The 26,021-nt window shown below is 69.4% G+C and carries 23 protein-coding genes and 2 pseudogenes; 13 read left to right on the plus strand and 12 right to left on the minus strand.

Going from position 1 to position 26,021, the window contains the following annotated elements:
- Positions 1-50: 50 nt before the first annotated feature.
- Complete coding sequence (locus EDD90_RS00190) at positions 51-1,025, plus strand: aldo/keto reductase (protein WP_123971147.1); 975 nt, start codon at positions 51-53, stop codon at positions 1,023-1,025.
- A 24-nt stretch (positions 1,026-1,049) separates the two neighbouring features.
- On the opposite strand, the gene EDD90_RS00195 is transcribed toward EDD90_RS00190, so the two are convergent.
- Together EDD90_RS00195 and EDD90_RS00200 are read right to left on the minus strand one after the other, a co-directional pair.
- The gene (locus tag EDD90_RS00195; RefSeq protein ID WP_123971148.1) at positions 1,050-1,745 is read right to left on the minus strand and encodes a type 1 glutamine amidotransferase domain-containing protein; all 696 of its coding nucleotides are present in this window, start codon (positions 1,743-1,745) and stop codon (positions 1,050-1,052) included.
- Between the two features lie 149 nt (positions 1,746-1,894).
- Positions 1,895-2,797 carry a LysR family transcriptional regulator gene (locus tag EDD90_RS00200; RefSeq protein ID WP_123971149.1) on the minus strand — a complete coding sequence of 301 codons (903 nt, stop codon included), beginning with the start codon at positions 2,795-2,797 and terminating at the stop codon, positions 1,895-1,897.
- 100 nt (positions 2,798-2,897) lie between these two features.
- Between EDD90_RS00200 and EDD90_RS00205 the strand changes: the two genes are divergently transcribed.
- Complete coding sequence (locus tag EDD90_RS00205; protein ID WP_123971150.1) at positions 2,898-3,920, plus strand: NADP-dependent oxidoreductase; 1,023 nt, start codon at positions 2,898-2,900, stop codon at positions 3,918-3,920.
- A gap of 103 nt (positions 3,921-4,023) precedes the next feature.
- Here the strand turns inward: EDD90_RS00205 and EDD90_RS00210 are convergent, their stop codons facing one another.
- Both EDD90_RS00210 and EDD90_RS00215 read right to left on the minus strand, forming a co-directional pair.
- Complete coding sequence (locus EDD90_RS00210) at positions 4,024-8,094, minus strand: beta-galactosidase (protein WP_398928397.1); 4,071 nt, start codon at positions 8,092-8,094, stop codon at positions 4,024-4,026.
- 309 nt (positions 8,095-8,403) lie between these two features.
- Positions 8,404-8,991, minus strand: coding sequence for an NADPH-dependent FMN reductase (locus tag EDD90_RS00215; protein ID WP_123971152.1), 588 nt, complete (start codon positions 8,989-8,991; stop codon positions 8,404-8,406).
- 88 nt (positions 8,992-9,079) lie between these two features.
- Between EDD90_RS00215 and EDD90_RS00220 the strand changes: the two genes are divergently transcribed.
- Positions 9,080-9,568: a MarR family winged helix-turn-helix transcriptional regulator gene (locus EDD90_RS00220; RefSeq protein ID WP_123971153.1), complete on the plus strand. Its 489-nt coding sequence runs from the start codon at positions 9,080-9,082 to the stop codon at positions 9,566-9,568.
- Positions 9,569-9,599: 31 nt separating this feature from the next.
- Here EDD90_RS00220 and EDD90_RS56630 read toward each other — a convergent pair whose 3' ends face one another.
- Both EDD90_RS56630 and EDD90_RS56635 read right to left on the minus strand, forming a co-directional pair.
- Positions 9,600-9,773, minus strand: a complete 174-nt coding sequence (locus EDD90_RS56630; RefSeq protein WP_260328824.1) for a hypothetical protein — start codon at positions 9,771-9,773, stop codon at positions 9,600-9,602.
- A gap of 238 nt (positions 9,774-10,011) precedes the next feature.
- Entirely contained in the window at positions 10,012-10,917 is a 906-nt protein-coding gene (locus EDD90_RS56635; RefSeq protein WP_260327451.1) for a multicopper oxidase domain-containing protein, read from the minus strand.
- A 1,137-nt stretch (positions 10,918-12,054) separates the two neighbouring features.
- Here EDD90_RS56635 and EDD90_RS00230 point away from each other — a divergent pair.
- On the plus strand, positions 12,055-12,315 hold the full coding sequence (locus EDD90_RS00230; RefSeq protein WP_123980721.1) for a hypothetical protein: 261 nt from the start codon (positions 12,055-12,057) through the stop codon (positions 12,313-12,315).
- Positions 12,316-12,382: 67 nt separating this feature from the next.
- Here EDD90_RS00230 and EDD90_RS00235 read toward each other — a convergent pair whose 3' ends face one another.
- A complete protein-coding gene (locus EDD90_RS00235; RefSeq protein WP_123971154.1) occupies positions 12,383-13,282 on the minus strand; it encodes an alpha/beta fold hydrolase in 900 nt (299 codons plus the stop codon).
- An 85-nt stretch (positions 13,283-13,367) separates the two neighbouring features.
- On the opposite strand from EDD90_RS00235, the gene EDD90_RS00240 reads away from it, so the two are divergent.
- The 3 genes and pseudogenes from EDD90_RS00240 to EDD90_RS56640 form a co-directional block, all read left to right on the plus strand.
- Entirely contained in the window at positions 13,368-13,958 is a 591-nt protein-coding gene (locus tag EDD90_RS00240; RefSeq protein ID WP_123971155.1) for a TetR/AcrR family transcriptional regulator, read from the plus strand.
- Between the two features lie 721 nt (positions 13,959-14,679).
- Positions 14,680-15,180, plus strand: coding sequence for a transposase family protein (locus EDD90_RS00245; protein WP_185148816.1), 501 nt, complete (start codon positions 14,680-14,682; stop codon positions 15,178-15,180).
- Positions 15,132-15,620 (plus strand): annotated as a pseudogene (locus EDD90_RS56640) (ISAs1 family transposase); the annotation flags it as partial. The gene EDD90_RS00245 and the pseudogene EDD90_RS56640, both read left to right, overlap by 49 nt.
- A gap of 336 nt (positions 15,621-15,956) precedes the next feature.
- On the opposite strand, the gene EDD90_RS54995 reads toward EDD90_RS56640, so the two are convergent.
- Complete coding sequence (locus EDD90_RS54995; RefSeq protein WP_185149564.1) at positions 15,957-16,706, minus strand: TetR/AcrR family transcriptional regulator; 750 nt, start codon at positions 16,704-16,706, stop codon at positions 15,957-15,959.
- 105 nt (positions 16,707-16,811) lie between these two features.
- On the opposite strand from EDD90_RS54995, the gene EDD90_RS00255 reads away from it, so the two are divergent.
- From EDD90_RS00255 to EDD90_RS00280, 6 genes and pseudogenes are all read left to right on the plus strand, one after another.
- On the plus strand, positions 16,812-17,711 hold the full coding sequence (locus EDD90_RS00255; RefSeq protein WP_123971158.1) for an NmrA family NAD(P)-binding protein: 900 nt from the start codon (positions 16,812-16,814) through the stop codon (positions 17,709-17,711).
- Between the two features lie 146 nt (positions 17,712-17,857).
- A complete protein-coding gene (locus tag EDD90_RS00260; protein ID WP_123971159.1) occupies positions 17,858-18,274 on the plus strand; it encodes a hypothetical protein in 417 nt (138 codons plus the stop codon).
- A 156-nt stretch (positions 18,275-18,430) separates the two neighbouring features.
- Positions 18,431-19,279 (plus strand): annotated as a pseudogene (locus tag EDD90_RS00265) (IS701 family transposase); the annotation flags it as partial.
- A 104-nt stretch (positions 19,280-19,383) separates the two neighbouring features.
- On the plus strand, positions 19,384-20,049 hold the full coding sequence (locus tag EDD90_RS00270) for a transglycosylase SLT domain-containing protein (protein WP_123971160.1): 666 nt from the start codon (positions 19,384-19,386) through the stop codon (positions 20,047-20,049).
- 151 nt (positions 20,050-20,200) lie between these two features.
- The gene (locus tag EDD90_RS00275) at positions 20,201-21,193 is read left to right on the plus strand and encodes a threonine/serine dehydratase (protein WP_123971161.1); all 993 of its coding nucleotides are present in this window, start codon (positions 20,201-20,203) and stop codon (positions 21,191-21,193) included.
- Positions 21,194-21,405: 212 nt separating this feature from the next.
- Positions 21,406-21,849 (plus strand): universal stress protein, encoded by a 444-nt coding sequence (locus tag EDD90_RS00280; RefSeq protein ID WP_123971162.1) that lies wholly within the window; start codon positions 21,406-21,408, stop codon positions 21,847-21,849.
- A 49-nt stretch (positions 21,850-21,898) separates the two neighbouring features.
- On the opposite strand, the gene EDD90_RS00285 is transcribed toward EDD90_RS00280, so the two are convergent.
- From EDD90_RS00285 to EDD90_RS00300, 4 genes are read right to left on the minus strand one after another with little or no spacing between them, the layout of a single operon-like run.
- Positions 21,899-22,921, minus strand: coding sequence for a sugar phosphate isomerase/epimerase (locus EDD90_RS00285; protein ID WP_123971163.1), 1,023 nt, complete (start codon positions 22,919-22,921; stop codon positions 21,899-21,901).
- Positions 22,918-24,033 carry a Gfo/Idh/MocA family protein gene (locus EDD90_RS00290; protein WP_221305052.1) on the minus strand — a complete coding sequence of 372 codons (1,116 nt, stop codon included), beginning with the start codon at positions 24,031-24,033 and terminating at the stop codon, positions 22,918-22,920. The genes EDD90_RS00285 and EDD90_RS00290 overlap by 4 nt, the downstream gene beginning before the upstream one ends.
- Positions 24,030-25,148 carry a Gfo/Idh/MocA family protein gene (locus EDD90_RS00295; protein WP_123971164.1) on the minus strand — a complete coding sequence of 373 codons (1,119 nt, stop codon included), beginning with the start codon at positions 25,146-25,148 and terminating at the stop codon, positions 24,030-24,032. The genes EDD90_RS00290 and EDD90_RS00295 overlap by 4 nt, the downstream gene beginning before the upstream one ends.
- A complete protein-coding gene (locus tag EDD90_RS00300) occupies positions 25,148-25,945 on the minus strand; it encodes a sugar phosphate isomerase/epimerase (protein WP_123971165.1) in 798 nt (265 codons plus the stop codon). Before EDD90_RS00300 ends, EDD90_RS00295 begins: the two co-directional genes overlap by 1 nt.
- Positions 25,946-26,021 lie beyond the last annotated feature (76 nt).

The raw sequence follows: 26,021 nt of genomic DNA on the forward strand, positions 1-26,021 counted from the left end.
TCACGGGCCGGTCGTCAGATCTCCGATCCGAAACGAAGGCGGAACACAGCATGCGCAACACCACCCTGGGCACCCACGGACCGGAAGTCGGTGTCATCGGCCTGGGCGCCATGGGGATGAGCTTCGCCTACGACATGGCCAGCCCGCGTGACGAAGCCACCTCGGTATCCGTCATCCACCAGGCCCTCGACCTGGGCATGACGTTGATCGACACCGCGGACGTCTACGGCCCCTACACCAACGAGGAGCTCGTCGGCCGGGCCCTGGCCGGCCGACGCGACCGCGCGGTGATCGCCACCAAGGTCGGCCTGGAGTGCATCGACCCCACCGGCGGCCCCGGCGGCGCCCCCCTGGTCAGGCCCAACGGCCGGCCCGAACACGTCCGGGCCGCCATCGACGCCGGCCTGCGCCGCCTGGGCACCGACCACGTCGACCTCTACCAGCTCCACCGCGTCGACCCCGAGGTCCCGCTGGAGGAGACCTGGGGCGCCCTGGCCGAGGCCGTCACCGCCGGCAAGGCGCGTTACGTGGGCCTGTCCGAGGTCGGCGTCGAGCAGATCCGGCGCGCCCAGGCCATCCACCCGGTCACCACCGTGCAGTCCGAGTTCTCCCTGTGGACCCGCGACGTCCAGGCGGAGGTCCTGCCCTACTGCAGGGAGCACGGCATCGGCCTGCTGCCGTACTCGCCGCTGGGCCGCGGCTTCCTCCTCGGCCGCTTCAGCTCCTTCGACGAGCTGCCGCAGAACGACCAGCGGCGCCGGCTGCCGCGCTTCCAGCAGGACAACCTCCGGGCCAACCTCGACATCGTGGCCAAGGTCCGCGACGTCGCCGACCGGACCGGCGCCAGCCCCGCGCAGGTCGCCCTGGCCTGGCTCGCCGCCCAGGGCGAGCACGTCGTGCCCATCCCCGGTACGAAGACCCCCGAGTACCTCGTCGACAACGCGGGCGGCGCGGACCTCCGGCTCTCCCCGGCCGACCTCGCCGACCTCGACGCCATCCCGGCCCCCGTCGGCGCGCGATACTGACCGTCGCGCGGTGGGACAGGGTGCTCACTTGAGGATCTCGAGCAGCCGATCTGCCAGAATCGCGGCCGAATGCGGGTTCTGACCGGTGATCAGGTTGCGGTCCTCGACCATGTACGGCTCCCATATCGGGCCGCGGCTGAAGTCGACTCCCACCTTTTCCTTGAGATCGGTCTCCAGCAGCCACGGTGCTCTGGGGGCCAGCCCGACGGCTTCCTCCTCCTCATCGGTGAAACACGTGACCCGGTACCCCTTGAACGGCGACTCGCCGTGAATCCTGGTGGCCAGCATTGCGGCGGGGGCGTGGCAGACGATCGCGAGCGGCTTGCCCGAGGCGAGCTGCGCCCTGAGCAATCGGCCGACATCCGCGTCGAACGCCAGGTCCGCCATCGGACCGTGGCCGCCGGGCAGGTAGACCGCGTCGTAATCCTCGAGGCGGACGTCGGACAGCTTGAGGGGCCGCCGCATCACCTCCGCGGACCGGATGATGGCCTCCAGTTCGAGGGCACCCTCCTCACCGCCCGCCATCGACGGGCGCAGGCTCATCATGTCGACGTTCGGGGTCACACCGCCCGGTGTCCCCACCACGACCTCATGGCCGGCTTCCGTGATCTTCTGGTACGGCATGGCGAATTCTTCGGCCCAGTAGCCGGTCGCGTACCTGGTGCCGTCCTTGAGTACCCAATACGTCGCCCCACTCACTATGAAGAGCACTTTCGCCATAGCACTCGGCCTCCTCACTCACGCCCGACTCGCTGAGGAATTCGACTGCTCCCAAGCCTAGGCACACACATGACGTGACGCATATGAGAAGGTTTTCCCCAGCCGTCAGGTGCGATGGCGAATCCAAGCAGCATCAAATCCGAGCTCCTTCAGAAATGGGCCCACCTTGGGGCCTCGGCCCGCAGTTCCCTCACGAACGCGCGTACGGCGACGGATCCGGCCAGTTCGGGGGTGGTGACGTAGCCGACCTGACGAGTCGGGCGCTCGGGGCCGAGATCGGTGATCCGGACCGAGTCAGGCGCTCCGACCAGGGAGAGCGCGGGCATGATCGCCATTCCGTGGCCTCCGCTCACCAAGGAGAGCACCGCTCCGTCGTCCTCGGCTTCGACGGACGCCTCCGGAATCCAGTCCTGTGCGGCCCACCATGCGCGGGTGTAGGAGCCGCAGTTCTCAGCCCAGTCGACCAACGGCAGGGTACGCGGGGCCGCGTGCCCTGCCGCGTGCACCAGGGCGTAGGGCTCCTCGAAGAGGACGCTCGCCACCAGCCCCGGCGGCAGGGGTACGGTGCCGCCCAGCGTGGCGATGGCGATGTCGGCTTTCCCGTCGGCCACTTCGCCCGCGGTGCCGCGCCCCGTCTCTCGTACGATCCGCACGCGTGGCTCGATCCCCGGATGCCGCGCGCGTAGCGGCTGCAGGACGGGCGGCAGCAGGTGGAGAGCCGCGCTGCGAAAGGCCGCGATACGCAGCGGACCCTCCGCGGGGCCGGACCGGGCCGCATCGCGTGCCTCGGCGGCCAGTACGTCCAGCAGGCGCAGGATGCGGCGGGCGTGTGCCACGGCCGCCTCTCCGGCGGGGGTGGGGCGGGCACCGGCACGGCTGCGTTCGAAGAGGACGGCGCCGATCTTGCGCTCGCTGCCGCGGACCGAGTGCGAGACCGCGGACTGGGTCACACCGAGGATCCCGGCAGCGGCCGAGAAGCCGCCCGTGTCCGTGACCGCCACCAGGACGCGCAGTTCGTGCGGTGCGAGATCGGAGTCGGTCGTGCGGGCCACAGGGCGCTCACCTCAGCATATGAGTACTGCTCATGGAACCGGATGTCGCATGAGCCCAACCGGCTGCCCGGCAGGAGCATTCCCTCCCTACGGTCCGGACATGAAGAAGACCGCGCTCACCGTGCACCAGACCGCCCGCCCACACGGCTTTCCCGCCGCCGGGCAGTTCGCCTTCGTGGAGTCCCCGCTTCCCGAACACGCCGTCGGCAGCGCACTGGTGGAGAACCTCTACTGGTCCGTCGACCCCTATCACCGCGAGATGATGGACGCCGTTCCCGGCGGTTTCGCCCTCGACGCGCCGCTCGAGGGCCGGGCCATCGGGCGCGTCATCGCCTCGCGCGCGCCCGGGCTGGCCGAGGGCGAGATCGTCTTCCACCGCCAGGGCTGGCGTACCCACGCGGTGGTCACGCCCGAGGAGATCCGGCGGCTGCCCCGCTTCGACGGCGTGCCGCTGAGCGCGTACTTGAGCGTTCTCGGTGGCACCGGCCTGACCGCCTATGTAGGACTGACCCGGATCGCCCGGCTCCAGGAGGGTGAGGACCTGTTCGTGTCGGCCGCGGCGGGCGGGGTCGGCACGGCGACCGGGCGGTTCGCCCGGCTGCTCGGTGCCCGACGGCTTGTGGGCAGCGCGGGCTCGGCGGCGAAGGCCGGCCATCTGACGCGAGAGGTCGGTTATGACGCCGTCTTCGACTATCACGACGGGCCCGCCGCCGACCTGCTCGGCAAGGTCGCCCCGGACGGCATCGACGTGTTCGTCGACAACGTCGGCGGCGAGCAACTGGCCGCGGCGGTGGGCGCGCTGCGCGAGTTCGGGCGAATCGTCCGCGTCGGCACGATCAGCCAGTACAACTCCCGCGACACGCCGCCGCCGCGCTTCGACTACGCGGACATCGTGGAGAAGAGTCTGCGTATGGAGGGATTCCTCGTCAGCAACTACCGTGATCTGCAGGAGGAGTTGTACGCGTTCGCCGTACCGCATCTGCAGAGCGGCCGACTCGCTCTGGACGAGACGGTGGTGGACGGGTTCGAGCACATCGTGGACGCGTTCCTCGGCATGCTGCGCGGCCGGAACACTGGAAAGATCATTGTGCGGGACCACACACAAGCCCAGGGCGTGCACTGACAGTCGCACGCCGCCCGGCACCGTGCCGGCGTCCCGCGACGGTGGCACCGTCGCGGGATCCGTCCGCTCCTCCACGACCAGGGTGTGCGCCCGGCAGGAGAACCTAGGCGCACGTCAGGGTCGGCGTCCCCCAGTCGCCGTGGTCGTTGCCGTTGCCGTCCCCCGCGTCGCCGACCTTGAGGTCGACCACCTGGGCGCCGCTGACGTCGACGTCGATCGGCACCGCGGCCTGTTTGCCGCGGATCGTCGGTGTGGTCACCAGGGTCTTGCCGTCGGCGATCACGGAGAACGTCACCGTGCCCGCGCCGCCCGTCTCGTCGTCGACACCGACGTCCGCCGTCAACCGCGAGCACTGCCCGGCGAGGTAGAGCTGGACGTCGCTGACGGAGTTGGTGCCCAGGCCCTTGGTGTAACCGACGCCGTCGATGGTGATCGGACGGCCGTCCCCGGCCGCCTGCTCGCCGACGCTGCTGTCACGCTCCACCGGGCCCCATCCGTTGGTGGACGACAGGAACGTCAGGTCGCTGACGTTGCTCTGCCCGGCCGGCGGAGCCGGCGGGATCCCGTCGACGATGCGCTCGTCGGCGCCGGTGGCCTGCCGCCCGCTCTGCCGGTAGCGCACCGTGGCGGTGAGCGCCGAGGCGGAGGGCAGCGTCCCGGCCGGCGGCTGGACCTCCCAGCTGAAGGTGGCCGAACTGCCGGGTCGCAGACGGTCGACCGACGCGGGGCTCGCGGCGCTCACGGTCCAGCCGTCGGGCGCGGAGAGGGAGGCCGTCAGCCGAGTGGCGGACGGCCGGTCCTTCGGCACCCGCACGGTCGCGCGGGCTGTGAAGGCCTGTCCGGGCTGGGCGGTGTCCGGCACGGCCAGGGTGACATCCGCTCCCGGGCGCCTCGGCATCGCGTACTTGCGGGCGTCGTAGCGCGGGCTGTCGTTCTGCTCGACGCGCAGGGACGAGGCGTAGCTGCCGTAGTCGGTCAGCGAGACCTTGCCGAGGCCGCCGGTGGTTGCGTCCAGGTTCCAGACGGCGATGGCGATGCTGTTGTGGCCGTTCGGGTCGAGGATCCCGTTCGGGATCGGGAAGGTGTGCTGCGGACCGAGGTAGTTGACGTAGTTGCCGAGCTGCCAGCCGTTGACGAAGATCGTGGCGCGGTACTTGCGGGCCGGGTCGTCGGTGAACGTCAGGCCGAGCGAGGTGTCCTGACCGTGCGCCAGGTCCAGGTCGGCATCGGTGCGGTACCAGGAGACCCCGGGACGGCTGTCGGTCGTCGGCAGGGACACCCGGTTCCACTTGCCGTCCGGGTAGCCCGGCAGGGACCAGCCGGCCCGCTCGCCGTACAGGCCGCCGGTCGAGAGGGGGCCGCGCACCGTGTCCTGCAGGTCCTCGCCGCCTCGTACTCCCTGCAGCCGCCAGGTGACGGAGGTCAGCGGCGCTCCGACGAGGGATGCGCTGGTCAGGCCCCGCGCGGTCTTGTTGCCGTTGGTGGAGTTGTAGTCCTCCTCGTGCCCCATGTTCACGGTCAGCACGGAGATGACGTTGTCGCCCTCGGACCTCAACGCGCCTGCCGGGAAGGTGAAGTCGGCGCTGCCCGTGGTGGAGCTGCCGAGGAAGGTGCCGTTGAGCCAGGCGGAGAACGCCTGCGCGTCTCCACCGGAGTCCGAGACCAGATGGATGCCGGTCTCCTTGCCGGTCGTGCGGAAGCGGCCTCGGTACCAGGTGTTGCCGGTGTGGAAGCCGTAGTCGTCGGCGTAGAGCACCGGCAGCGCGTTGGCACCGGAGACGCTGTTGGTGGTCGCCTTGTCGGCCACCTGCCAGCCGGAGTCGTCGAAACCGGGGGCAGCTTCGGGGGACTCCTCTGCGTGCTTCCAGTTCGTCAGCTCCGGCAGATGCACCGCGGCGGCCACGGGGATGGTGCCGGTGAGGCTTCCCGTGTCGGTCGCCTTGGCGCCCAATGTCCTGCCGTTCCAGGTGACTCGGGCGGCGGAGGAGATCACCTCGATGTTCTTGTCGTCGGCGTTGTCGCCGGTGAGCGCCACCGTGTGGCCGCCGTCCAGGCTGGTCGCCGTGCGCAGCAGATGGGTGCCGCGCACGAGCACCGGGCCGGTGGCCGTGTCCTGGCGCCAGAAGGTCTCCGCCGTGGCCTTGTCGCCCACGAGCAGCAGCAGCGGGCGCTTCCCGCCGCCGCTGATGCTGATGCGGACGAGGCCCTTGTGCGTGTAGTTCAGCCGCAGGTCGCCGGTGGCCGCGTCCCAGGTGGTGGCGGCCGTCCCGTCACTGGTGACGACGGTCGGCTCGGACGCGTAACGAAGCACGGTCTCGCCGTCGCTGCCCTGGTCGCCGTAGAGCACGGCCACGTCCCGGTCGCCGATCGTCGCGCTGGTCATGATCTCCGAGGTGGAGTACTGCAACTGCGAGTCCCCGAGCCGGTAGTTCGCCACGATCACATGAGAGTCACGTCCGTCGAGCGTGATCGCGGTGCCCGGCTGCTGCGGCACGACCGGGTACGTCGGCTCGGAGGCGTCGGCCGTGGGCACGTCGATGGCGTCGATCGCCACGTAGTTGTCCGTGGACGCCGAGCTGTGGTTCCCGTCGACGACGATCTTCAGTGTGTGTGCGCCGGGGGCCAGGCCGGTCTTCTGGAAGAGCACCGCCTGGCTCTCGCCGCCGGAGTCGTCGACCGTCGCCTCCTTGGTGCCGTCGAGGTAGACGTCTGCGTATCCGTGGTTGTTCGTCTTCGAACCGATCCAGCGGATCGCGGTGCCGTCGAAGGGGACGGTGACCGAGTCGCCGGCCTTGTTGGAGAACGACTCGGTGTTCTTGTAGTCGCCGCCGGTGTAGCTCGTGTTGGCCACGTGCGACCACGAACCGGTGTACTGCAGCGCGGAGTCGGGGTCGTCCCAGGTGTAGGTGGTGTCCGCGGACGGCTGGGCGTTGAAGTCCAGCGAGATGTGGGTCTTGTCGACCGCCATGGAGGTGGAGTTCCCGTGCCGCAGGACGTGGAACTGGGTCTTGGTGTCGGGGTTCATCCGGGCGGTGTCGATGACCGCGGAGTCGTCCGGCGGCGTGGCCCTGATCCCCTCGGTCTTGGTCAGCGGGGCAACGGACTGTGTGAAGTACCCGATCAGCTTGTCCTCGTAGTACTTCGGATCGAGCTGGCGGGTCTCGCGGATCGCGGCCCCGTAGTCGTACGACGTGTAGTTCTCGGGCATGCCCAGCCAGCCCCAGTTGGTGCCGCCGTAGGTCATGTAGAAGCTCTGTGCGGTGGCGCCGACGGCGATGTTCTGCTTGTAGAACACGTTGGCGAACTGGTCGTTGATGAGCTGGGCGCACTTGTCGTAGCCCGGTCCGCCCCAGGGGTCGAAGGCGCCGCCCTGGAACTCCGGTGAGTACAGCGGCTTTCCGGCTGGGTGGTCGTAGCTGATGTCGGGGACGCCGTTCCACTTCGAGGGGTTCGAGCAGTTGAATCCCTGCGGGTAGGAGTCGGGGCCGTCGACGTCCAGGGCGCCGGTACCGGAGTTGAAGGTGCCGTTGTTGTTGCCGGTCAGCGGGACCGTGATGCCGTCGGCGCGGGCCTTGTCCTCCAGGTGCTGCATGTAGGAACGGCCGGCGGCCGAGCCGTTGTAGTACTCGTTCTCGACCTGGTAGGCGATCACCGACCCGGTGCCGTTGGTGAGTTGGTGGCGGGCGATGATCCGGTCGATCTGTGTCAGCCACTCGTCCGCGTACTTCAGGAACCGCGGGTCGTCGCTGCGGTTGTTCCCGGCCTTGGTGGTCAGCCAGCCGGGCAGGCCGCCGCTGTCGACCTCCGCGTTGATGTACGGCGCCGGGCGGGCGATGACGTAGAGGCCGGCCTCCTGGGCCATGTCGAGCAGCTTGTCGACGTCACGCACGCCGCTGAAGTCGTACACGCCGGGCTTCGGCGAGTGGTATCCCCAGTCGAAGTACAGCGAGGTGGAGTTGAAGCCGGCGGCCTTCATCTTCTGGAAGATGTCACGCCACAGGTCCGGGCTCGGGAGCCGGAAGTAGTGGAACTCGCCGGACCACAGGTAGGTGCGTTTCCCGTCGACGAGGAAGGAGTAGCCGTCGAGGCTGACCGTGTGCGCCTGCGGACTGTCGGCAGGCGCGGCGGCGGGTCTCTGCTTGCCGACGTCACGCGCCGCGGCGGGCGCGGTCATGCCCACGGCCAGGGCGATGGTCGCGGTCGTCGCGAGGACCGCCCTCCACCACCGACGGCGACCGGGTCTCGCCACCTCTGAACGGATCCGTCTTCCCCGCACTGCGGCCTCCATCCGCCTGAGCAATCAGGATCGAACAGACTCAGGCAAAGCCGAACAGTAAGGGGACACAAGGTCCAACACAATGGGGCGGGAGGACATAGTCGAGGCGATGGAGGTCCCGACGTCGTCTCGTTGCCGGGAGGATGGGCTCCGGCAACTCGACTCCACGGAAGCCGGGGCACAACAGGATCGGCCGCCGACAGAGCCTCAGGCGGCCGCGCCTGCCTCCGCCTTGGTCTCGCGCACCCCGCGCAACGCGCCGGACCAGGCGATCACCTGGTCGAGCATGCCGCGAACCGCGGTGTCGAGGCCCTCCTGGGGCACGAAGGCGCCGGTATGGAACGAGGGGTGTGTCGAGATGGTGGGCTGGGCGCGGACCGTGGCCACCTGGAGTTCGGCGAGGACGAGCCGCAGCGCCTCGGCGGCCCGGACCCCGGCGGCCCAGCCGCCGTAGCTGACGATGCCGGCGGCCTTGTCGTTCCACTCCCGGTACACGTAGTCCAGCGCGTTCTTGAGTGCGCCGGGGAAGGAGTGGTTGTACTCCGGGACGAGGAACACAAAGCCGTCGAAGCCGTCGATGAGTTCGGACCAGTCGCGGGTGTGAGGGTGCTCGTACTGCTGAAGATTCGGATTGCCGCCCTCGTCGAGGTTGCCCAGGCGATGGTCGGCGAGGTCGATCAGCTCGTAGTCGGCGCCGCCGTGGGCGTGCGCCGTGTCGAGCACCCAGGAGGCGATCTGGTCGCCCCGGCGCCCGGGTCGTGTGCTGCCGAGGATGATGCCGATGCGGAGTGGCATGGTTCCCCTCCCGGTGGAGTTGTCACGTCAACTCTAGGCCGAGCCGAGTTGAAGTGACAACTCCCCTGGTCCGGCTATCCTTTACGGCATGACGGAGACTCGTACGCTAGAGCCCGAGGAGTGGGAGCTCTGGGACACCTGGATGCGCGCGCAGCGCCTGCTCACCAGGGAGCTGGAGCGTGGTCTGCAGCGTGACTGCGGTATCTCGAAGGCCGAGTTCAGTGTGCTGGTGACCCTGTGGCGGGCTTCCGGCCGCGAGCTGCGCGTCGGCGAGCTCTCCGAATCCCTCGACTGGGACAAGAGCCGTGTCTCGCACCAGCTGACGCGCATGGAAAACCGCGGCTTCGTGAAGCGCACCCGGTACGGGGCCGACGGCCGCCGCGCGGGGATCGGGCTGACCCTCGACGGCCGCCGCGCCGCCGAAAACGCCATCCTCGTGCATGCCGACAACATCCGCCGCCACTTCCTCGCCCCACTCACTCCCGAGCAGACATCCGTCATCCGGGCATGGAGCGAGCAAGTGGTCGACCGCATCGAACCGAGCCACGACGAGACCGGCGGCGACGCCACAGGCTAGTACGGTTCCCCGCCTGCAAACCGACGCCGGCTCAAGGATGGTCGGACCGGACGATCGTCCAGGGCCGCATCAGGTCGTCGTCTTCGTGCTCGAGCAGGTGGCAGTGGTGGACGTACGTCGCCGGGAGTTCGGTGCCGCTGCCCGGAATCGACGCGATCGCATCCGTCGGCAGGGGGAAGTCCTGGACGATGATCCTGGTCACCATCTCCGCATGGGGCCTTGACCGTGTCCTTGTAGGACAGGACTTCGTCCGGGTCCGGTGGCACCGGTGGGCCGGTGAAGTAATGCGCCAACACCGGCAGGTCTTTCGGTTTGCGACCGCCGTAAACCCGCTTGTCGTAATCCGCCTGACAGCGGGCCGCGTCGATCGGCTGCCTGTTCAGCACCTGGAAGTTGACGAGGTGGACATGCATCGGATGGGCGTCATGGTTCGGATTGATGTATTACCAGATCTCGCTCGGGCCCTCCCGGATGAAGTCCTGGGACGGCGCCATGTAGGGCACCGCGTTGAACGTCATGGTCCTGAAGAGCTGGTGCTGGTAAACGACCCATTCCCGCCGACGGGTGTGCGGCTTCGGAATGATGGGCGCGGCCGCCGGCAGCTTGAGTTTCTCGGGCGGCGTCGTCCTGTCCCCGCCCCGGACAGCGGCTTGGTGACCTGGAACTGCATGATTTCCGCGATCTCCGGCCCACAGCCGGTGATGCCGGGATAGTGAACCTGCGTGCCCGGGTAGTTCGTCAGGGTGACCTTCGTACCCATGGGCATACGGCTGAAATCGACGATCAGGTCGAACCGCCCGGCTGGACTGATCAGGAAATCGAGCATCTACAACGGAGCGCGGAGGCCGCCGTCCGTGCCGATCAGCCAGAACGGCAGCTGAGGCTGGAGAAGCACCTCTCTGGGAACGTCGAACCCCAGCCGCCAGAAGCGTTCGTTCGAAGCGTTGAGAATACGCAGCCGGTAGCGTCGCGGCTCGACGGCCGGGAAGGGATATGTAGGCGAGTGAGCCGTCCGTCTTGAAGGTCCGGTCCTGCAGGATGAGGGGGACCTCGAATTCCCCTAGCGGCAGCCCGAGCCGATCGTCGGCGGGGTCACGAACGACATACAGACCGGCGAGGCCCGCATAGACGTTGATCGCACTCATCCCCATGGCGTGATCGTGATACCAGAGCATGCACGACTGGTCATGGTTGGTGTAGGCGTAGATCGCTTCGTTGGGTTTGACCCGGCCCGAGTCCAAGGTGGTGTAGCCCTCGGCGTGGCAGCCCAGCGGGCTGAACGCCTGCTCCGGCAGACCGTCGGACTGTGGTGCCGTGTAACCGCCGTGCTGGTCTACGACGCTCCACACCTTGATGTCCGCGCTTGCGGATCAAGTCGATGACGTGCTGGAGCATGTGAGTGGTCGGCAGCTCGTTGCGGTACTTGACGTCCGTCGGGTGGTCCTTGGTCACACTGAAGGTCGGCCCGAGACAGCCCATGCCGATCGGCGTGCGGGGATCGTACGGGTTCGTTGCCCAGTAGCCCTACACAGGCGACGGCCCGAGATCTCGGTGGAAACGCCACGATCCCTGCCGCGTCGTGATCTCGTAGTAATCGGCGCCCGGATAGACGGAAGGATCCGGGACGGCTGTCTTCGGCCTGGGCAGCGGGTCGACGAACTTCTCCAGCGCAGGGGTGTTCACCGTGGTGTCGGTACATCCCGTCGGTGGGTGAGCCGTCGCCGCCTACGCCCGTGCTCTCAGAACACCCCGTGGAAACATGGCCGCCGCACCGGCCAGAAGGAATTTCCTTCGCTCAATGTCGTCTCCAGCCTTCCATCGCCTCACGCAACGCCCGAGAAATACAGGACCGGTTGAGTACGCCGCTGCAGCACGCCGGTCCGGCGCTGGAAAGCCACTCATTGTGGCGATCCCGGGGGCAATTTGGTAAGCGCCGGAACTGGAACCCGAATATTATCGCCATTCATTCTCTGGATTTATCACCGCGACCGGTTGCCGGCTGGTCGGCCAGGGCTGATGCGTTCTCAGCCAGCGAGATGAACTGATCGCGTGTGTACGCGTCGCTGCGGACGGTTTGCCCGGTTCGCCATTGAGCAGTGTGCATCGTGAAGTCGCAGGTCACGGGTCTGGTGTGAATGGCGAGTTGGGTACTCGTGGCGGTCGACGGCCGATGACCATGGTGTAGATCATCGGGCAGGTCCGGCTCTGGCGGGATGCCGGGTTCGGCTGCGCCCGCGACCGGCCCCCGCCTACGATCCGTCAGCAGGTCGGCACGCCGTGAGAACGCGGGAGGGCGCGGGGGATGCAGGAGCGGCAGCGGATCACCGCCCGCCGGAGCGAACTGGACGCTCTCGCCGAAAAGTTGGGCAAGCAACTCCAGGAGGCAGGCCGAGCGGCACGAACTGGCGATCGCGGAGCGGAGTGTTGAACCGCCTGGCCGAGCAGGCCCGGGCCGACGCCGGGCTGTCGCTCGGGCATCGGCGAAGGTGGCCGGGCGGGCAGTCCTGCTCATCCCGCACCGCGGCGACGCGGCCGACGAGGGCGGGCTGCCCGGCTACTACCGCAAGATCCTGGCGATCGTGCGGGAGGCGGACGGCCCGGTGCAGGTCAGGGCGGTCGGCGAGCGGCTGGGGCTGGACGCCTCGGTACACGGCAAGCTGGAACCTTTGCGGGCGAAGATGACCAAACTCGCCGCCCGGGGCTCGCTGCACAAGCGGGGCGACGGGCGGTTCACGGCACGTCCGTAGGCGCGCGGGGCGGGCCCGTAACTGACGGGCCCCCGACGGCAATGGGGATCGCCCTCCTGCTAGAGCACTAACGGCCGCTGAAGAAGTCGGTGAGGGCGGCGGCGACGGCCTCGGGCTGCTCCTCGGGGATGTAGTGACCGGCGTCGGGCACGATGACGCCGGTCACGTTCTCGGCCCACGGGCTGATGGAGGCCTCCATATCCGGGATCGAGCCGTGGCTGCTGGAGATTCCGAGGACGGGCGCGGTCAGTCGCCGTTGCTCGAGTGCCGCGCGGTTCTTGCGCGCGGACTCGGCGGCGTCGCGGTAGTAGGCGAGGCCGGCGCGCAGGCCGCCATCGACGGCGAGGGCCGCGCCGTAGTGGTCGAGCTCTGCCTCCTCGAACGCGTCGGGCGCGAGGGACTTGGTCTTCAGGAACCAGCTGATGTACGCCCGCTCGCGGCCGGCTATCAGCGTCTCGGGAAGATCGGGCACCACGTGGAACGCGAAGTGCCAGGTCTTGAACGCCAGAGTCGGGTCGAGGGGGATCGCTTCCGGCATGGTGATACCGGGAATTCCGGCGTCGAGCAGCGCGACCCCGTGCAGTCGGCTCTCGTAGTTCAGGGCGAGGGAGAAGGCGACCCAGGCGCCGATGTCGTGCCCGGCGAGCCAGTAGTCCCGCACGCCGAGAGCGTTCACGGCGGCCTGGATGTGCGCGGCGACCGTGTGCGTGTCGTAGCTGAGCTCCGGATGCTCGGAATTGCCTTGGCCCGGCCGGTCGATCGCTATGACCCGGAACCGATCGGCGAGAGCAGGCATGACCTTTCGCCAGGCCCACCACGTTTGCGGGAACCCGGTGAGCAGGACGACGGCCGGTCCGTCCGGTCGACCGCCTTCGACGGCGTGCAGGCGGACGCCGTCGGCGTCGACCCAGCGGTGCGTGAATCCGGCCAGGTCATGCAGGGGCAGGGCGGGGACGGGGTTGGTCATGGGAATCCTCCATCGAGGCGGGTGGACCGTGATTCGACGCTAGCACGTCTTGAACTGAGCAGTCCAAGATGAGAGGATGGGCCGCATGGCAGGCAAGAAGCAGTTCGACATGGACACGGTGCTCGACGCCGCGATGATCCAGTTCTGGCGCTCCGGCTACGCCGACACCTCGCTCGACGACCTGTCCCGGGCGACCGGCCTGAACCGCAGCTCGATCTACTCCTCGCTCGGCGACAAGGACGCGCTCTTCCTTCGCTGCCTGGATCGCTACGCCACGCGCTACGGCGACAAGTTCGACGCCGCCCTCTCGTGCGCGGCCGAGGACCCCGTCGCCGCCGTCCGTGCGTTCTTCGACGTCACCCTGGGGCGCATCGCCGACCCCGCCGTGCCCGACGGATGCCTGATGGCCCAGTCGGTCATGGCGAGTCCGGCGCTGAGCCCGAGCGTCGCAGAGCATGTCAAAGAGTTGTTCGGCCTCCAGCGCCCGCGCCTGCGCACCGCGCTGAAGGCCGGCGGAATGTCCGACGAGAACGCCGAGGACTTCGCCGTACACGTAGCGGCCGTGAACCAGTCTCTCGCGGTGATGGGTAGGGCCGGGTCGAGCCCGGAGCAACTCCGGGCGATCGTCGGGGTGACCGTCGACGCGCTCGCGCGGGCGCTGAGACCGGTCGGATAGCTGGCATATCAAATTTCTGTCTGAGAGTCATAGGCGCTTCTCAATGTTCGGAGGGGCAAGACAGATGGCTGATGTAGCCCGCGTCAACCTTGGCGGGTTGGAGGAGTCGCCCCTCTGGGAGTGACGGAAATACGCATCACGCAGCCCTGCACGGCGGTGACCTGCGCCGACGTGCAGGGCTCCGTCGTGCCACCGCGTTGCCCGTTGTCCGGCGATTGTCGTCTGGTGCCCACGCGCCGATACCGGACAACCGTGAGCCCGCTAGAAAAGTCCGTGTCGGGGCCACGCCCATGGCTCGTGCGTTCTCGCATGGCGGGATGAGGCTGTCGCCCACCTGCGGTGTCGCGTCTCGAACCCATGTACGCAGAGATTTGACATAAGAGCACGGATCCTGTTGATCGTGTGGTCGTCTACACCATGGGCAACCAGCCGGGACTGTTCGAGGCACTCGACCGACTCGACTGGAAAGCCGTGCCGATCGGCCACGCAGGAGCCCCACGGTGGCCAGTGGCGTCGCCGTGTCCGGGTCAAGTCTCAGTGCGGTGGCGAATCCCCGGCGCAGACACGCGGAGTGCGCCGCGGGCCCGGGTGTGCCACCACAGGCCGTGGCGAGATCGCGGAGGTCTTGCACGGCGCGGCCCGGCGCGGTTCACAATGAGAGACGCGACCCCTGATGATCAAGGTTCTCGAAGCCTTTGATCAGAACAGGGGTCGCGTTCGCGTGCCATCCTCCCTGATCGGTGTCCTGCAGCGCCACTGCCAGGGCATCGACTCCGCCTGCCCGGATCCGGAACCGCAGCAGTTCACCTCCCTGGCGGAGACGTTGAGCCGGATACCCGATCCCCGCCGGGTCCGCGGCCGTCGCTACCACCTGGGCTCCCTGCTCGCGCTGTGCCTGGTCGCCGTGCTCGGCGGAGCCAGGTCCCTGGCCACCATCGCCCGCTCCGCCGCCGATACCGACTCCAGCCTGCGCGAACAGCTCGGGCTCGCCTCCAGCACACCGAACGCCTCCACACTGGGACGACTCCTCGCTCGTCTGGACGGCGACGCCTTGGACGACGCCGTAGGCGCCTGGCTCGCCCGGTACGCCGCCGACCCGGTGGACGAACCCGGCGAGACACTGATCGGCCTGGCCGTCGACAGCAAGACTGTGCGTGGATCCCGACCGACAGCATGGCCGTCCACCTGCTCGTCGCCGCGCTGCACGGCTGCCAGACCGTGATCGCCCAGCGTCAAGTCGCCGCACAGAGCAACGAGATCCCCGCCTTCGCCCCGCTGCTGGACCGGCTCGACCTGCGCAGCGTCGTCGTCACCGCCGATGCGATGCACACCCAGCGCACCCACGCCGAGCACGTCATCACCGCCGGCGGCCACTACCTCCTGGTCGTCAAAGGAAACCAGAAGAAGCTGCGCAAGCAGTTGCGGCGCCTGCCCTGGCGGGAGATCCCGCTGCAGGCCCGCACCACCGGGGCCGGGCACGGCCGCCGCGAGGTCCGCCGCCTGAAGGTCTGCACCGTCCAGCCCGGCCTGCTCTTCCCGCACGCCGTCCAGGCCATGGAGATCAAGCGCCGCCGCACCCACCGCAGGACCGGCAAGATCCAGACGAAGACCGTCTACGCGGTCACCAGCCTGTCGCCCGAGCAGGCCCGCCCGGCGCAACTCGCCCAACTCGTGCAGAACCACTGGTCGGTTGAGGCCCTGCACCACGTCAGAGACGCCACCCCGCGCCATGGCCACGCTGCGGAACCTGGCTATCGGACTCATGCGCCAAGCAGGCTGGACCAACATCGCAGCCGCAGTCGATCACTACCGGTCACGCCCCCGGCACGCAACCGCCACGCTCGGACTCACAGCTTGAGAACGCATCGCCCCTGGCTGGTCGGCGGTCGCCTCTCGCGCCCGGGCCGGCCGCATTTTCTCAGCGACCGCCACCGACGAGGTTCCCGCAAGCCCACAGCCACGCTGACCCGTCGCACGCCTCGAACGCCACGTCCTCCGCTAGGAAGGTGTTGCCGTGCCGAGGCGGCGGCGATGGGCTCGCTGTCGGCAGGTCGCTCCGCAGTACCGGGCCGGGCGGCCGGTGAACCGGGCCTCCAGCCGGTCCCCGCACTCCTCGCACCGCGACGCTGTGTGAAGCGCGCCGGGAGTGTCACGAAAACCCCGTCCTTGCGTGACGGCCATGGGAGTTCGCAGGCTCTCCAACGCCAGCCGCATGATGCGGGCGCCGCCGTTCCGGTCGCGGTGGGCGGCCCACATCGTCGCGCACCCGACGGTGAGCGCGGCGACATCGTCCGTGCCGACATCAGTGCGGACCCCACCAGCCTGCTGCGCTGCGCGGAGCAGCTCCTCGAGTGCCTGGCGGAACCGTCGCGCCGACGCGGACAGGCTCGGCCGTGGCCAACTCGTTTGCGTGGTCAAGGCGTCGCACGCGTGCTTGCGCCCGTGGGATGTCTCGATGACCTCCAGGAGGAAGCCGAAGAATGCCGCGACGGGGTCGACGCGGCCCGCCCACTGGCGAGCGGCGTCCACCAGGTCGTCGAGGTGCTGGACGAGTACGGCCTCCAGCAGGATCTCCTTGCTGGGGAAATGCCGGTACACCGTGCCGGCGCCGACCCCCGCCTGCCGCGCGATCACGCCGAGCGAGACGTCCAGGCCATGCTCGTCGAACGCCTGCGAAGCCGCGGCGAGCACCTTCCTGCGGTTACGGCGGGCATCGGCCCGGCCGGCGTCCTGGGGAGCTGCGGTCATGTCACGTAATCCCTTGTCCGTGCCACTCAACCGGGTGGAGCATTCCACATCGACCCCGGGCCCGACCCGACCGTACCCACCGACCACCCCGGGGCGGAGGACGACATGACCACTGACGGCTTGGTTGTCGTGACCGGTGCGACCGGTCGGCAGGGCGGCGCCACCGCACACCGCCTCCTTGCGGCCGGCAGGCCGGTGCGCGCGCTCGTACGGGACAGGACCGCGCCCGCCGCCAGATCACTTGAAACCGCCGGAGCGGAGCTTGTGTTCGGCGACTTCGACGACCCGTCGGGTCTGCCTGCCGCACTGGAGGGAGCAGCGGCACTGTTCGCCGTACCGCCAGTGGCTTTCGGCCCGGCCGGCTCCGACACTGAGCGCGAGTTCACCCGCGGCAGGACACTGATCGATGCCGCGGCCGCGGTGGGAGTCGAGCACGTCGTGTTCACGGGCATCGCGTCCACACCGGGGCGACCGGGCGGCTCCGAGGGGAAGAAACGCATCGAGGACTACCTGCGTGAACGGATCCGGTCGGTGACCGTGCTGCGTCCGGTGCGGTTCATGTCGAACTATCTCGGTTCGACGCCCATCGGTCTCGACGGCATAGCCCACGGCATGCACCGGCACATCTTCCCGCCGGACGAACCTGCCCAGATCATCGCGGTGGAGGACATCGCCGAGTTCGCGGCGCTGGCCTTCGATCGGCCGGACCTGTTCGCGGGACGGAGTCTGGAACTCGCCGGGGACGCCCCCACCCCGGCCGAGGCGGTCGCCGCGATCAGTGAGGCCACCGGTGCCGCGATCCGCTACGAGCAGATCACCCACGCCGAGGCAACCGCACTCAACCCCGAGATCGCCAAGGCCCGGGAGCGCTGGGCGGCCGGATCACGCTGGCATGCCGACATCGAGGCGCTGCGCATCATCCATCCCGGACTGCGTACGCTCGCGGACTGGCTCACCGAATCCGGCGCCGTCCAACTGCGGAAGCGGCTCCTCGAAACCGCCTAGTACTCCAGCAGCACTCCAGCAGCAGATCGAGATCTCGCCCGCCGGAGTCCTGGAGGCTTCAGTTGGCGGTTCTGCACTCCGGCGTGGTCAAGTGCCAAGTGAAGTCGTCAAGAAGGTCAGCCAGGATGTCCCCGTAGGATCCGGGCATGACCAGCAAGAGGTGGGGAGCCCTCTACGCGCTGTGCTTCGCTGTCGCGCTCGGCTGGGGGGCGACCGGGCTTGTCGAGGGCGGGTGCGACTGGCATAACGACGGCCAACGTAGCGCGTGCGGGGTGCCGGACGGCTACGGTTGGTACGCCGCCGTCTTCATCGTCGCGGCCCTTTCGTTCCCTCCGCTGTGCTGGACGGTGATCCGTACCGACGACTGGCGACCGTCTTTGGGGATCTCTGTCGGTGCTGCCATTGCCTTGGCGATCACCCTGTTCACGGGAGTCACCCGAGGATTCTTGATTCTGGCGGCAGTCGAGGCAGCCATCGCCGTGGGGGTGCCGTTGATTCTCAGGAGGGTCGGGCGCACGAAGGCCCGGGCGAAGAAGATGAGCAGGACCTCCACGCCGACTTGAACACTCGCAGTCGCCGGCCAGAGCGCCCGGAGTCGGGTGGGGACGCAGGTTTGGTGCGGCCACCGGTGATCATCGGCGTGCGAAGACTGAAGATCATCGGTGGCGGCGGCTCACAGCGTAGAACCTGCCCGCCGGCAGGAGGTGTTCGCGATCCTGCTGGGCCGGGTAGCGGGCCGCTTCACCCGGGTTGGACCACGGCGTCGGGTGAGCGGCTTGGTGCTGGGGCTGCTGTCGGACCTGGCGCGCAAGAACTGCGGGTCGTCGATCGCCGAGTGGGCCGGGGAGGCCGCCCCGGACGGCATGCAGTACCTGCTCGGCCGTGCCAAGTGGGATGCCGATCGGGTGCGTGACGACGTGCGTGAGTGCGTACTGGAGCACGTGCGTGACGCGGATGCGGTGTTGGTGGTCGATGAGTTCGGGGGCGTGAAGAAGGGCACGCACAGTGTCGGGGTCCAGCGCCAGTGCACCGGCACTGCCGGGAGGGTCGAGAACGCGCAGGTCGCCGTCTACCTGGTCTACGCAGGTGCCCGTGGGCACGCGGCGGTGGACCGTGAGTCATACATCCCGCGCTCGTGGACGTGCGATGGGGACCGCCGCCGGGCGGCGGGACTGGGCGAGGGCATCGTCTTCGCGACCCAACCGGAGCCGGCTGCCCGGGTGATCGACCGATTCCTGGACGCCGGGCAGGGCGTGGGCCGGGTCGCGGGGGACGAGGTCTACGGCGATCTGCGGTCCGCGCTGGAAGAGCGCCAGGTCGGCTATGTGCCCGCCGTCGCCTCCTCGGCTGAAGTCGCCGCCGGTACGGGGAAGTTCCGTGCGGACGGAATTCACAGCCGCCGGTGGGCCGCCTCCGCCTCAGCCGCTGTCGCCGCCAGTGGTGTTGAACACGACGACGGGCTGGGGCGTTTGGCGGCGGACCAGGTTCCGGACCGAGTGGGTGGCGGCCAGGACCGGCGAACGCGCGGCACCTCAACTGTGAGCATCCACACCACCTTCACCATTGCGCAGCCCGACCCGACCCGGCAGAGTGTTCCAACTGACGGACTTTGCAACCGAGTTGTCTGCATCTGCTGTGACAGGTCGGCACGGACGAGCCGAAAGGGAAGAACGTGAGTCGGAACCCGGTCAGGGGGCTGGCAGTGGTCTCGGCCACGGCGGTGACCGCTGTCGGAAGCGTCGTCGGAGTCGCCTCGGCCGACACCGCGCGACCGCACGAAGCGGAGGCCACGGCACCCGATGCGACGCTGCTCGCGGACATACCGGTCGGCCAGCAGGCCCAGGTGCAGACCGTCTCCCTCAAGCAGCAGGCCGACAGCCAGGCCGTCGCCGCCGACGCGGGCGCCCGCAAGGACGCGGAGGAAGCCGCTCGCAAGGCCGCCGCCAAGACGGCGACCGAGAAGAAGGCAGCGGCCGAGAAGGCCAAGCAGAAGGCCGGAACCACCGCCTCCCAGGACGCCTCCGGATTCCCGGTGCAGAGCACCTACACGGTCGCGCAGATCCAGGCGATAGCGCGGCAGATGATGGCGGCCGACCAGTACCAGTGCTTCAGCAACATCGTGGAGCACGAGTCCACCTGGAACTACCACGCGGTCAATCCCTCCTCCGGCGCCTACGGCCTCGTCCAGGCTCTGCCCGGGTCCAAAATGGCCTCCGCCGGTGCCGACTGGCAGACCAACCCGGCCACCCAGATCAAATGGGGCCTCGGCTACATGAACTCCGTCTACGGCAGCCCCTGCCAGGCCTGGGCCTTCTGGCAGGTCCACCACGCCTACTGACAGGTCCGTCCGCCGTTGCCGGCTTCCGGCGCTTCCCGGCGGAGGGCTGGAGCCGGCTGCGGGCCGCGCACCCCGTCGGGTCGCTGTTCTTTGACGGTCATGCTCCGTACGGGGTCACCCGGTAGCGCCGACAGCCCTACGCTGCTGTGTCATGCAGGAGACGCGCCTGGACATCGCCCGGATCCGGGCGGTTCGCCGGCTCATCGACCCGATTTTTCTCGACAGTCCGCTGTACCGCTGCGAAGCCCTGGAACCGGACCTCGGGTGCACGCTGAGCATCAAGCTCGAAACGGCCAACCCGGTCCGCTGCTTCAAAGCCCGCGGCACCGAGGTCGTCACGAGCCTGCTCGCCGGCGATGGCCCGCGATCCGTGGTGTGTGCCAGCGCGGGCAACCTCGGCCAGGCCCTCGCCTGGTCCGGTCGCCGCCGGGGGCTGGACGTCACCGTCGTGGCGTCCCGCTTCGCGACCGCGGCCAAACTCGATCGCATCCGTGCACTGGACGCCAGGCTGGAACTGGTGGACGGCGACCACGAGATGGCGCGCGAGCGGGCCGCGGACATCGCGCTCCGCGACGGCATCCGGCTGGTCGAGGACAGCCTGGACATCGAGACCTGCGAGGGCGCGGCGACCATCGGCCTGGAACTGGTGGCAGCCACGCCGTCGTTCGACGCCGTCCTGATCGCCCTCGGCGGCGGGGCGCTGGCCACCGGCGTGGGGCATGTGGTGAAGGCCATGGCGCCCGAGGCCGAGGTGATCTGCGTCCAGCCGCTGGGTGCGCCGGCGATGACACACTCGTGGCACAGGCGGCGTGTCGTCACCACCGACTCGACCGACACCATCGCTGACGGTGTCGCCGGCCGGCGTCCCATCCCGGCCGTCCTGGACGACCTTCTCCTGGTCGCCGACGACGCGGTCCTGGTCCAGGAGACGTCGATCATCGCCGGTATGCGGATGCTCCTCGACCACGCCGGCCTCGTCGTCGAACCGTCGGCCGCGCTCGGAGTCGCAGCGGTCCTCGAAGACCGCGACCGCTTCGCCGGCCGGCACGTGGTCACCATCGTGTGCGGCAGCAACGTCGACATGGACGCCTATCACCGCTGGGTCGGTGCGACTCCCCTTCCCCGGTCCTGGTCGCCGTCGTAGGACGGCGTCCGAAGCCGCCCGGTCGCCCGTCGTCGGCAGGGGCGCGCGCCGTCTCACCGGGGTCCCGGCGCGCCTCCCCGTCGGCGTCGGGTCCGGTTCCGGCTGCCGTCCGTCATGCGCCTGGCGGTCCATTTCTGGCGGGGCGGCCGGGTCTCCCGCAGCGTGGAGGCGTGCGGCCTGGCTGCGCGGGAGCCGTCGGAGAGGTGGGACACATGGACAGGGATGCCTCCGTGCCGAGGGTCGTGGTCGGCGTGGACGGATCGCCGGCCTCGTACGCCGCCCTGCGCTGGGCCGTGCGCTACGCCGGGCTCCTCGGCGGCAGCGTCGAGGCGATCGCCGCCTGGGAGTTGCAGGGGCTGCAGAACTGGTCCGGGCCCGCCGTCGACATGGACGTCGACGAGGACGACGCCCGGGAGCGGATGCGGCAGGAACTGACCGACGTACTGGGGCCGGAGGCGGCCGGCTCGGTCGACTCGCATGTGGTGCACGGCAACGCCGCGGACATTCTGCTGAGGGCCGCGCAGGGCGCCGAGGTGGTCGTCGTCGGCAGCAAGGGGCGGGGCGGGTTCACCCGGGCGCTGCTCGGGTCCGTGAGCCAGCATGTGTCCCAGCACGCCCCCTGCCCGGTCGTGATCGTGCGCTCCGGAACGTCCTGACGCGGCGGCCCCGCGGCCGGGCAGCGGACCGCCGCTCGCCGGGTGACGGCTACTGGTTGCTGAACGCGGCGTCGAAGGACGCCTTCGGGGTGGGCCAGAGCAGCGATCGTACGAAGGTGACCGCTTCGGCGGCGCCGTGGAGGCGGTCCATGCCGGCATCCTCCCATTCGATGGAGATGGGGCCGGCGTAGCCGATGGACTCCAGGGCGCGGAAGGCGTCCTCCCAGGGGACGTCGCCGTGGCCGGTGGAGACGAAGTCCCAGCCCCGGCGCGGGTCGCCCCACGGCTGGTGGGAGCCGAGGACGCCGGCCCGGCCGTTGCGGGGGCGCAGGCGGGTGTCCTTGCAGTCGACGTGGTAGATGCGGTCCTTGAAGTCGGTGATGAACCCGACCGGGTCGATGTTCTGCCACATCATGTGGCTGGGGTCCCAGTTGAAGCCGAAGGCCTCCCGGTGGCCGATCGCCTCCAGTGCGCGGATGCTGGTCCAGTAGTCGTAGGCGATCTCGCCGGGGTGGACCTCGTGGGCGAAGCGCACGCCCTCGGCGTCGAACACGTCGAGGATCGGGTTCCAGCGGGTGGCGAAGTCCTCGTAGCCCGCGTCGATGACGGAGGCGGGGACCGGCGGGAACATGGCGACGTAGGGCCAGATGGAGGAGCCGGTGAAGCCGACCACGGTGTCCACGCCGAGTTTGCGGGCCACCCGCGCGGAGCGCTTCATGTCCTCGGCGGCGCGCCGCCGGACGCCCTCCGCGTCGCCGTCGCCCCATACGTACGGGCGCAGGATCGCCTGGTGGCGGAAGTCGATCGGGGCGTCGCAGACCGCCTGTCCGGCCAGGTGGTTGGAGATGGCGTGGACCTTGAGGCCGTGCCGGTCAAGGATCTCCAGACGTGATGCCGCGTAGGCGTCGTCCTCGTCGGCGCGCTTCAGGTCGAGGTGGTCTCCCGATGCGGCGATCTCCAGGCCGTCGTACCCCCACTGCGCGGCGAGACGGGCGACCTCCTCGAAGGGGAGGTCGGCCCACTGTCCGGTGAACAGGGTGACGGGGTGGGTGGCTTCGATGGATTCGCTCATGTGCGGTCCTCCGTCTCGGGTGAAGTCTCGGGTGCGGTCTCGATCCAGGCGCCGTGCTGCGCGGCGGAGGCCAGTACGGCCTCGGTGAGCCGTGCGGCGCGCAGTCCGTCGGCGAACGTCGGCATCCCCTCGGGGCGTCCGCCCTGTACGGCGCTGTAGACGTCGGTGACGAACGCCGTGAACGCGTCCTGGTATCCCAGGGCGTGTCCGGGTGGCAGGACCGACATACGGGCGGAGTCGGGGGCGGCGGTCGCGGGGTCACGCAGGAGCAGGTGCGATCCTTCGCGCCTGCCGATCCACAGTTCCTCGGGGCGTTCCTGTTCGAAGCGGGCGCTCTGGCGGGTGCCGTGGAGTTCCAGGGTGAGGCTGTTCTTGCGGCCGGGGGCGAGTTGGCTGACGAGCAGGGTGCCCAGTGCTCCGTTGCCGAGTTCCACGAGGAGTGCGGCCGTGTCCTCGTTGGTGACCTCGGTGTCGGCGCGGCGGCCGAAGACGGTCCGGGTGCGGGCGGTGAGACGGTGGATGCGCTGTCCGGACACGAACTCCACGAGGTCGCACAGGTGGGAGCCGATGTCGGCGAAGGCGCGGGAGGCGCCGCCGGCTTCGGGGTCGGCGCGCCAGTTGGTGTCGTCGGGGTCGAGGAGCCAGTCCTGGAGGTAGGCGGCGTCCAGGGTGAGGACGGTGCCGAGTTCTCCCTCCGCGACGAAGGCGCGGGCCTGGCGTGCCATCGGGTGGTAGCGGTAGACGAAGGGGACCGCCGCCACCCGGTCGGCCTCCCGTGCGGCACGGACCAGGTGTTCGGCGTCGGCCGCGGTGGTCGCCAGGGGTTTCTCGCAGATGACATGGGCGCCGGCGGCCAGCGCCGCGAGCGTGTGTTCGGTGTGCAGGCGGTTGGGGCTGCAGACGTGGACGATGTCGAGGTCGCCGGCCGTGGTCAGGCTGTGGGCGTCCGGTTCGGAGCGTTCGACGCCGAGGTCGCGTGCGGCCTGCGCACCGCGTTCCGGCGTCGAGCTCGCGAGGGCGGCCGGATGACCGCGGGCGGCCCGGCTCGCACGGGTGTGTACGGCGGCCATGAAGCCGCCGCCGATGAATCCGGCGCGCAGGGGGCCGGTCACAGGGTGGCTCCGTAGGGGTCCCGGTCCTCGGGGACGAGCAGCGTCTCGGGGGCGGCGCTGGTGACGTGGACGGTCTCGCCGGAGGTGACGGCCTCGTCGATGGACATCATGGTGTCCAGGACGTGGTAGCCGAGGTCTCCGGTGGCGATGTGCGGCTGTCCGCCGCGGATGGCCCGTGCCATGTCCAGGACGCCGAGGCCGCGGCCGGCCTCCGTGCCGACGGGTGTGACGGTCTCCCACTCCGGGTCCCGGCCCTGCCCCGGCACACGGGTGATCCTGACGTCGCCGGCGAAGGTGTTCGGGTCGGGCAGGACCAGGGTGCCCTCGCTGCCGGTGATCTCGACGAATCCGGTGCGGGTGAGCGGGGAGTCGAAGCTGAACACGCTCTGGCCGACCCCGCCGCCCGTGAACTGCATGAGCGCGGAGACGTGGGTGGGTACGGCCACGGTGAACTCGGTGCCCGCCCGGTCACCGCTGCGTACCGTACGGACCGCGCGGGAGGTCGAGCCGAGCGCGGCCACTCGGGCGACGGAGCCGAACAGGCAGACCAGGGTGGTGAGGTAGTAGGGCCCCATGTCGAAGAGGGGGCCGGCGCCCCTCGCGAACAGGAACTCGGGGTTGGGGTGCCACAGGTCGGGTCCGGCGTACTGCATGACGGTCTGCGCGGACAGCGGGGTGCCGATGTCACCGCGGGCGATCGCCCTCAGGGCCGTCTGGAGGCCGGGGCCGAGAATCGTGTCGGGGGCGACGCCGATCCGCAGGCCGGCCGCGGCCGCCTGGTCGAGCAGGGCCCGGGCGTCGGCCCGGTCGACGGCGATGGGCTTCTCGGACCAGACGTGCTTACCCGCGGCGAGGATCGCCGAGCTGACCTCCACGTGGACGGCGGGGACGGTCAGGTTGACGACGATGTCGACGTCCGGGTGGGCGAGGACGTCCGCCGCGGTTCCCCACTCCTCGACGCCGTACTTGCGGGCCTGGGTCTCGGCCCGCGCGGTGTCGAGGTCTCCCACGACGGCCACGTGCACGTCGGGGAACCGGGTGAGGTTGGTCAGGTACTGGTCGCTGATGTTGCCGGCGCCGATGAGGCCGACGCCGACCGGGTTCCGTGCCGTCATCAGACGATGCCCTTCCCGTTGAGATAGGACACGCCCGCCGCGATGCCCTCGAAGATGTCACCGTCGTAGTGGTCGAACTCGATGATCGCGTACTCGGCGTACCGGGCCGCGTCCAGCGAGGCGTCCAGCCGGATCTGCCCCCGGCCCGCCGCGACCTGGCCGGTGTCGGCCGGGTCGAAGGGGGCGCCCGAGGTGAACGGGTCGTCGATGACGGCACCGTCCTTGATGTGCAGGGCGCGCACCCGCGAGCCCAGCCGGTCCAGCAGGGAGACGACGTCGTAGCCGCCCGCCGAGGCCCAGAACAGGTCGACCTCCAGGGCGACTTCCGGGTTCAGCAGGCCGGCGAAGCAGTCGAAGGCGTTGACGCCGGCGACGGTGTGGACGAACTCCTGCGAATGGTTGTGGTAGCCGACCCGCAGCCCGTGGTCGGCCGCGCGCTCCGCCGCCTGGTTCAGCAGGGTGGCGGTGCGGGTGATCTCCTCTTCGTCGGCCCACCGGGACGCGGGCACGAACGGGTCGAAGAGGATCTCCACGCCCAGCCGACGGGCGGCCCTGAACGTCTCGTCCAGGGCGGCTGCGGATGCTCCGTCCGCCGTCAGGAAGCCGGCGTGTCCGGTGCGCGCGGACAGGCCGTGCCTGCTGAGTGCGTCGGCGAGTTCGTCGGCGCGGTGCACGAAGTCGAAGGCCTCGACGTTGCTCAGTCCCAGCGCGGCCAGGCGAGCGAGGGTCGCGTCTTCGTCGGCCTCCAGAGCCTTGCGTACGGAGTAGAGCTGAACCGACATCTGTGGTGTCGACATGAGGGACTCCTCTCGGTCGGACGGCCGATGGCCCGGCGCCGGAAAACAGAATACCGACAGGGGTGACGGTTTCTAG

The organism is Streptomyces sp. Ag109_O5-1 (assembly GCF_003814875.1).
Taxonomy (GTDB): Bacteria; Actinomycetota; Actinomycetes; order Streptomycetales; family Streptomycetaceae; genus Streptomyces; species Streptomyces sasae.

Excerpts from the sequence above, each read along its gene's own strand:
- EDD90_RS00190 (WP_123971147.1), top strand. The coding sequence starts at position 51 with ATGCGCAACACCACCCTGGGCACCCACGGACCGGAAGTCGGTGTCATC.
- EDD90_RS00195 (WP_123971148.1), bottom strand. The coding sequence starts at position 1,745 with ATGGCGAAAGTGCTCTTCATAGTGAGTGGGGCGACGTATTGGGTACTC.
- EDD90_RS00205 (WP_123971150.1), top strand. The coding sequence starts at position 2,898 with ATGAAGAAGACCGCGCTCACCGTGCACCAGACCGCCCGCCCACACGGC.
- EDD90_RS00210 (WP_398928397.1), bottom strand. The coding sequence starts at position 8,094 with ATGACCGCGCCCGCCGCGGCGCGTGACGTCGGCAAGCAGAGACCCGCC.
- EDD90_RS00215 (WP_123971152.1), bottom strand. The coding sequence starts at position 8,991 with ATGCCACTCCGCATCGGCATCATCCTCGGCAGCACACGACCCGGGCGC.
- EDD90_RS00220 (WP_123971153.1), top strand. The coding sequence starts at position 9,080 with ATGACGGAGACTCGTACGCTAGAGCCCGAGGAGTGGGAGCTCTGGGAC.
- EDD90_RS56630 (WP_260328824.1), bottom strand. The coding sequence starts at position 9,773 with ATGGTGACCAGGATCATCGTCCAGGACTTCCCCCTGCCGACGGATGCG.
- EDD90_RS00235 (WP_123971154.1), bottom strand. The coding sequence starts at position 13,282 with ATGACCAACCCCGTCCCCGCCCTGCCCCTGCATGACCTGGCCGGATTC.
- EDD90_RS00240 (WP_123971155.1), top strand. The coding sequence starts at position 13,368 with ATGGCAGGCAAGAAGCAGTTCGACATGGACACGGTGCTCGACGCCGCG.
- EDD90_RS54995 (WP_185149564.1), bottom strand. The coding sequence starts at position 16,706 with ATGACCGCAGCTCCCCAGGACGCCGGCCGGGCCGATGCCCGCCGTAAC.
- EDD90_RS00255 (WP_123971158.1), top strand. The coding sequence starts at position 16,812 with ATGACCACTGACGGCTTGGTTGTCGTGACCGGTGCGACCGGTCGGCAG.
- EDD90_RS00260 (WP_123971159.1), top strand. The coding sequence starts at position 17,858 with ATGACCAGCAAGAGGTGGGGAGCCCTCTACGCGCTGTGCTTCGCTGTC.
- EDD90_RS00275 (WP_123971161.1), top strand. The coding sequence starts at position 20,201 with ATGCAGGAGACGCGCCTGGACATCGCCCGGATCCGGGCGGTTCGCCGG.
- EDD90_RS00280 (WP_123971162.1), top strand. The coding sequence starts at position 21,406 with ATGGACAGGGATGCCTCCGTGCCGAGGGTCGTGGTCGGCGTGGACGGA.
- EDD90_RS00285 (WP_123971163.1), bottom strand. The coding sequence starts at position 22,921 with ATGAGCGAATCCATCGAAGCCACCCACCCCGTCACCCTGTTCACCGGA.
- EDD90_RS00295 (WP_123971164.1), bottom strand. The coding sequence starts at position 25,148 with ATGACGGCACGGAACCCGGTCGGCGTCGGCCTCATCGGCGCCGGCAAC.
- EDD90_RS00300 (WP_123971165.1), bottom strand. The coding sequence starts at position 25,945 with ATGTCGACACCACAGATGTCGGTTCAGCTCTACTCCGTACGCAAGGCT.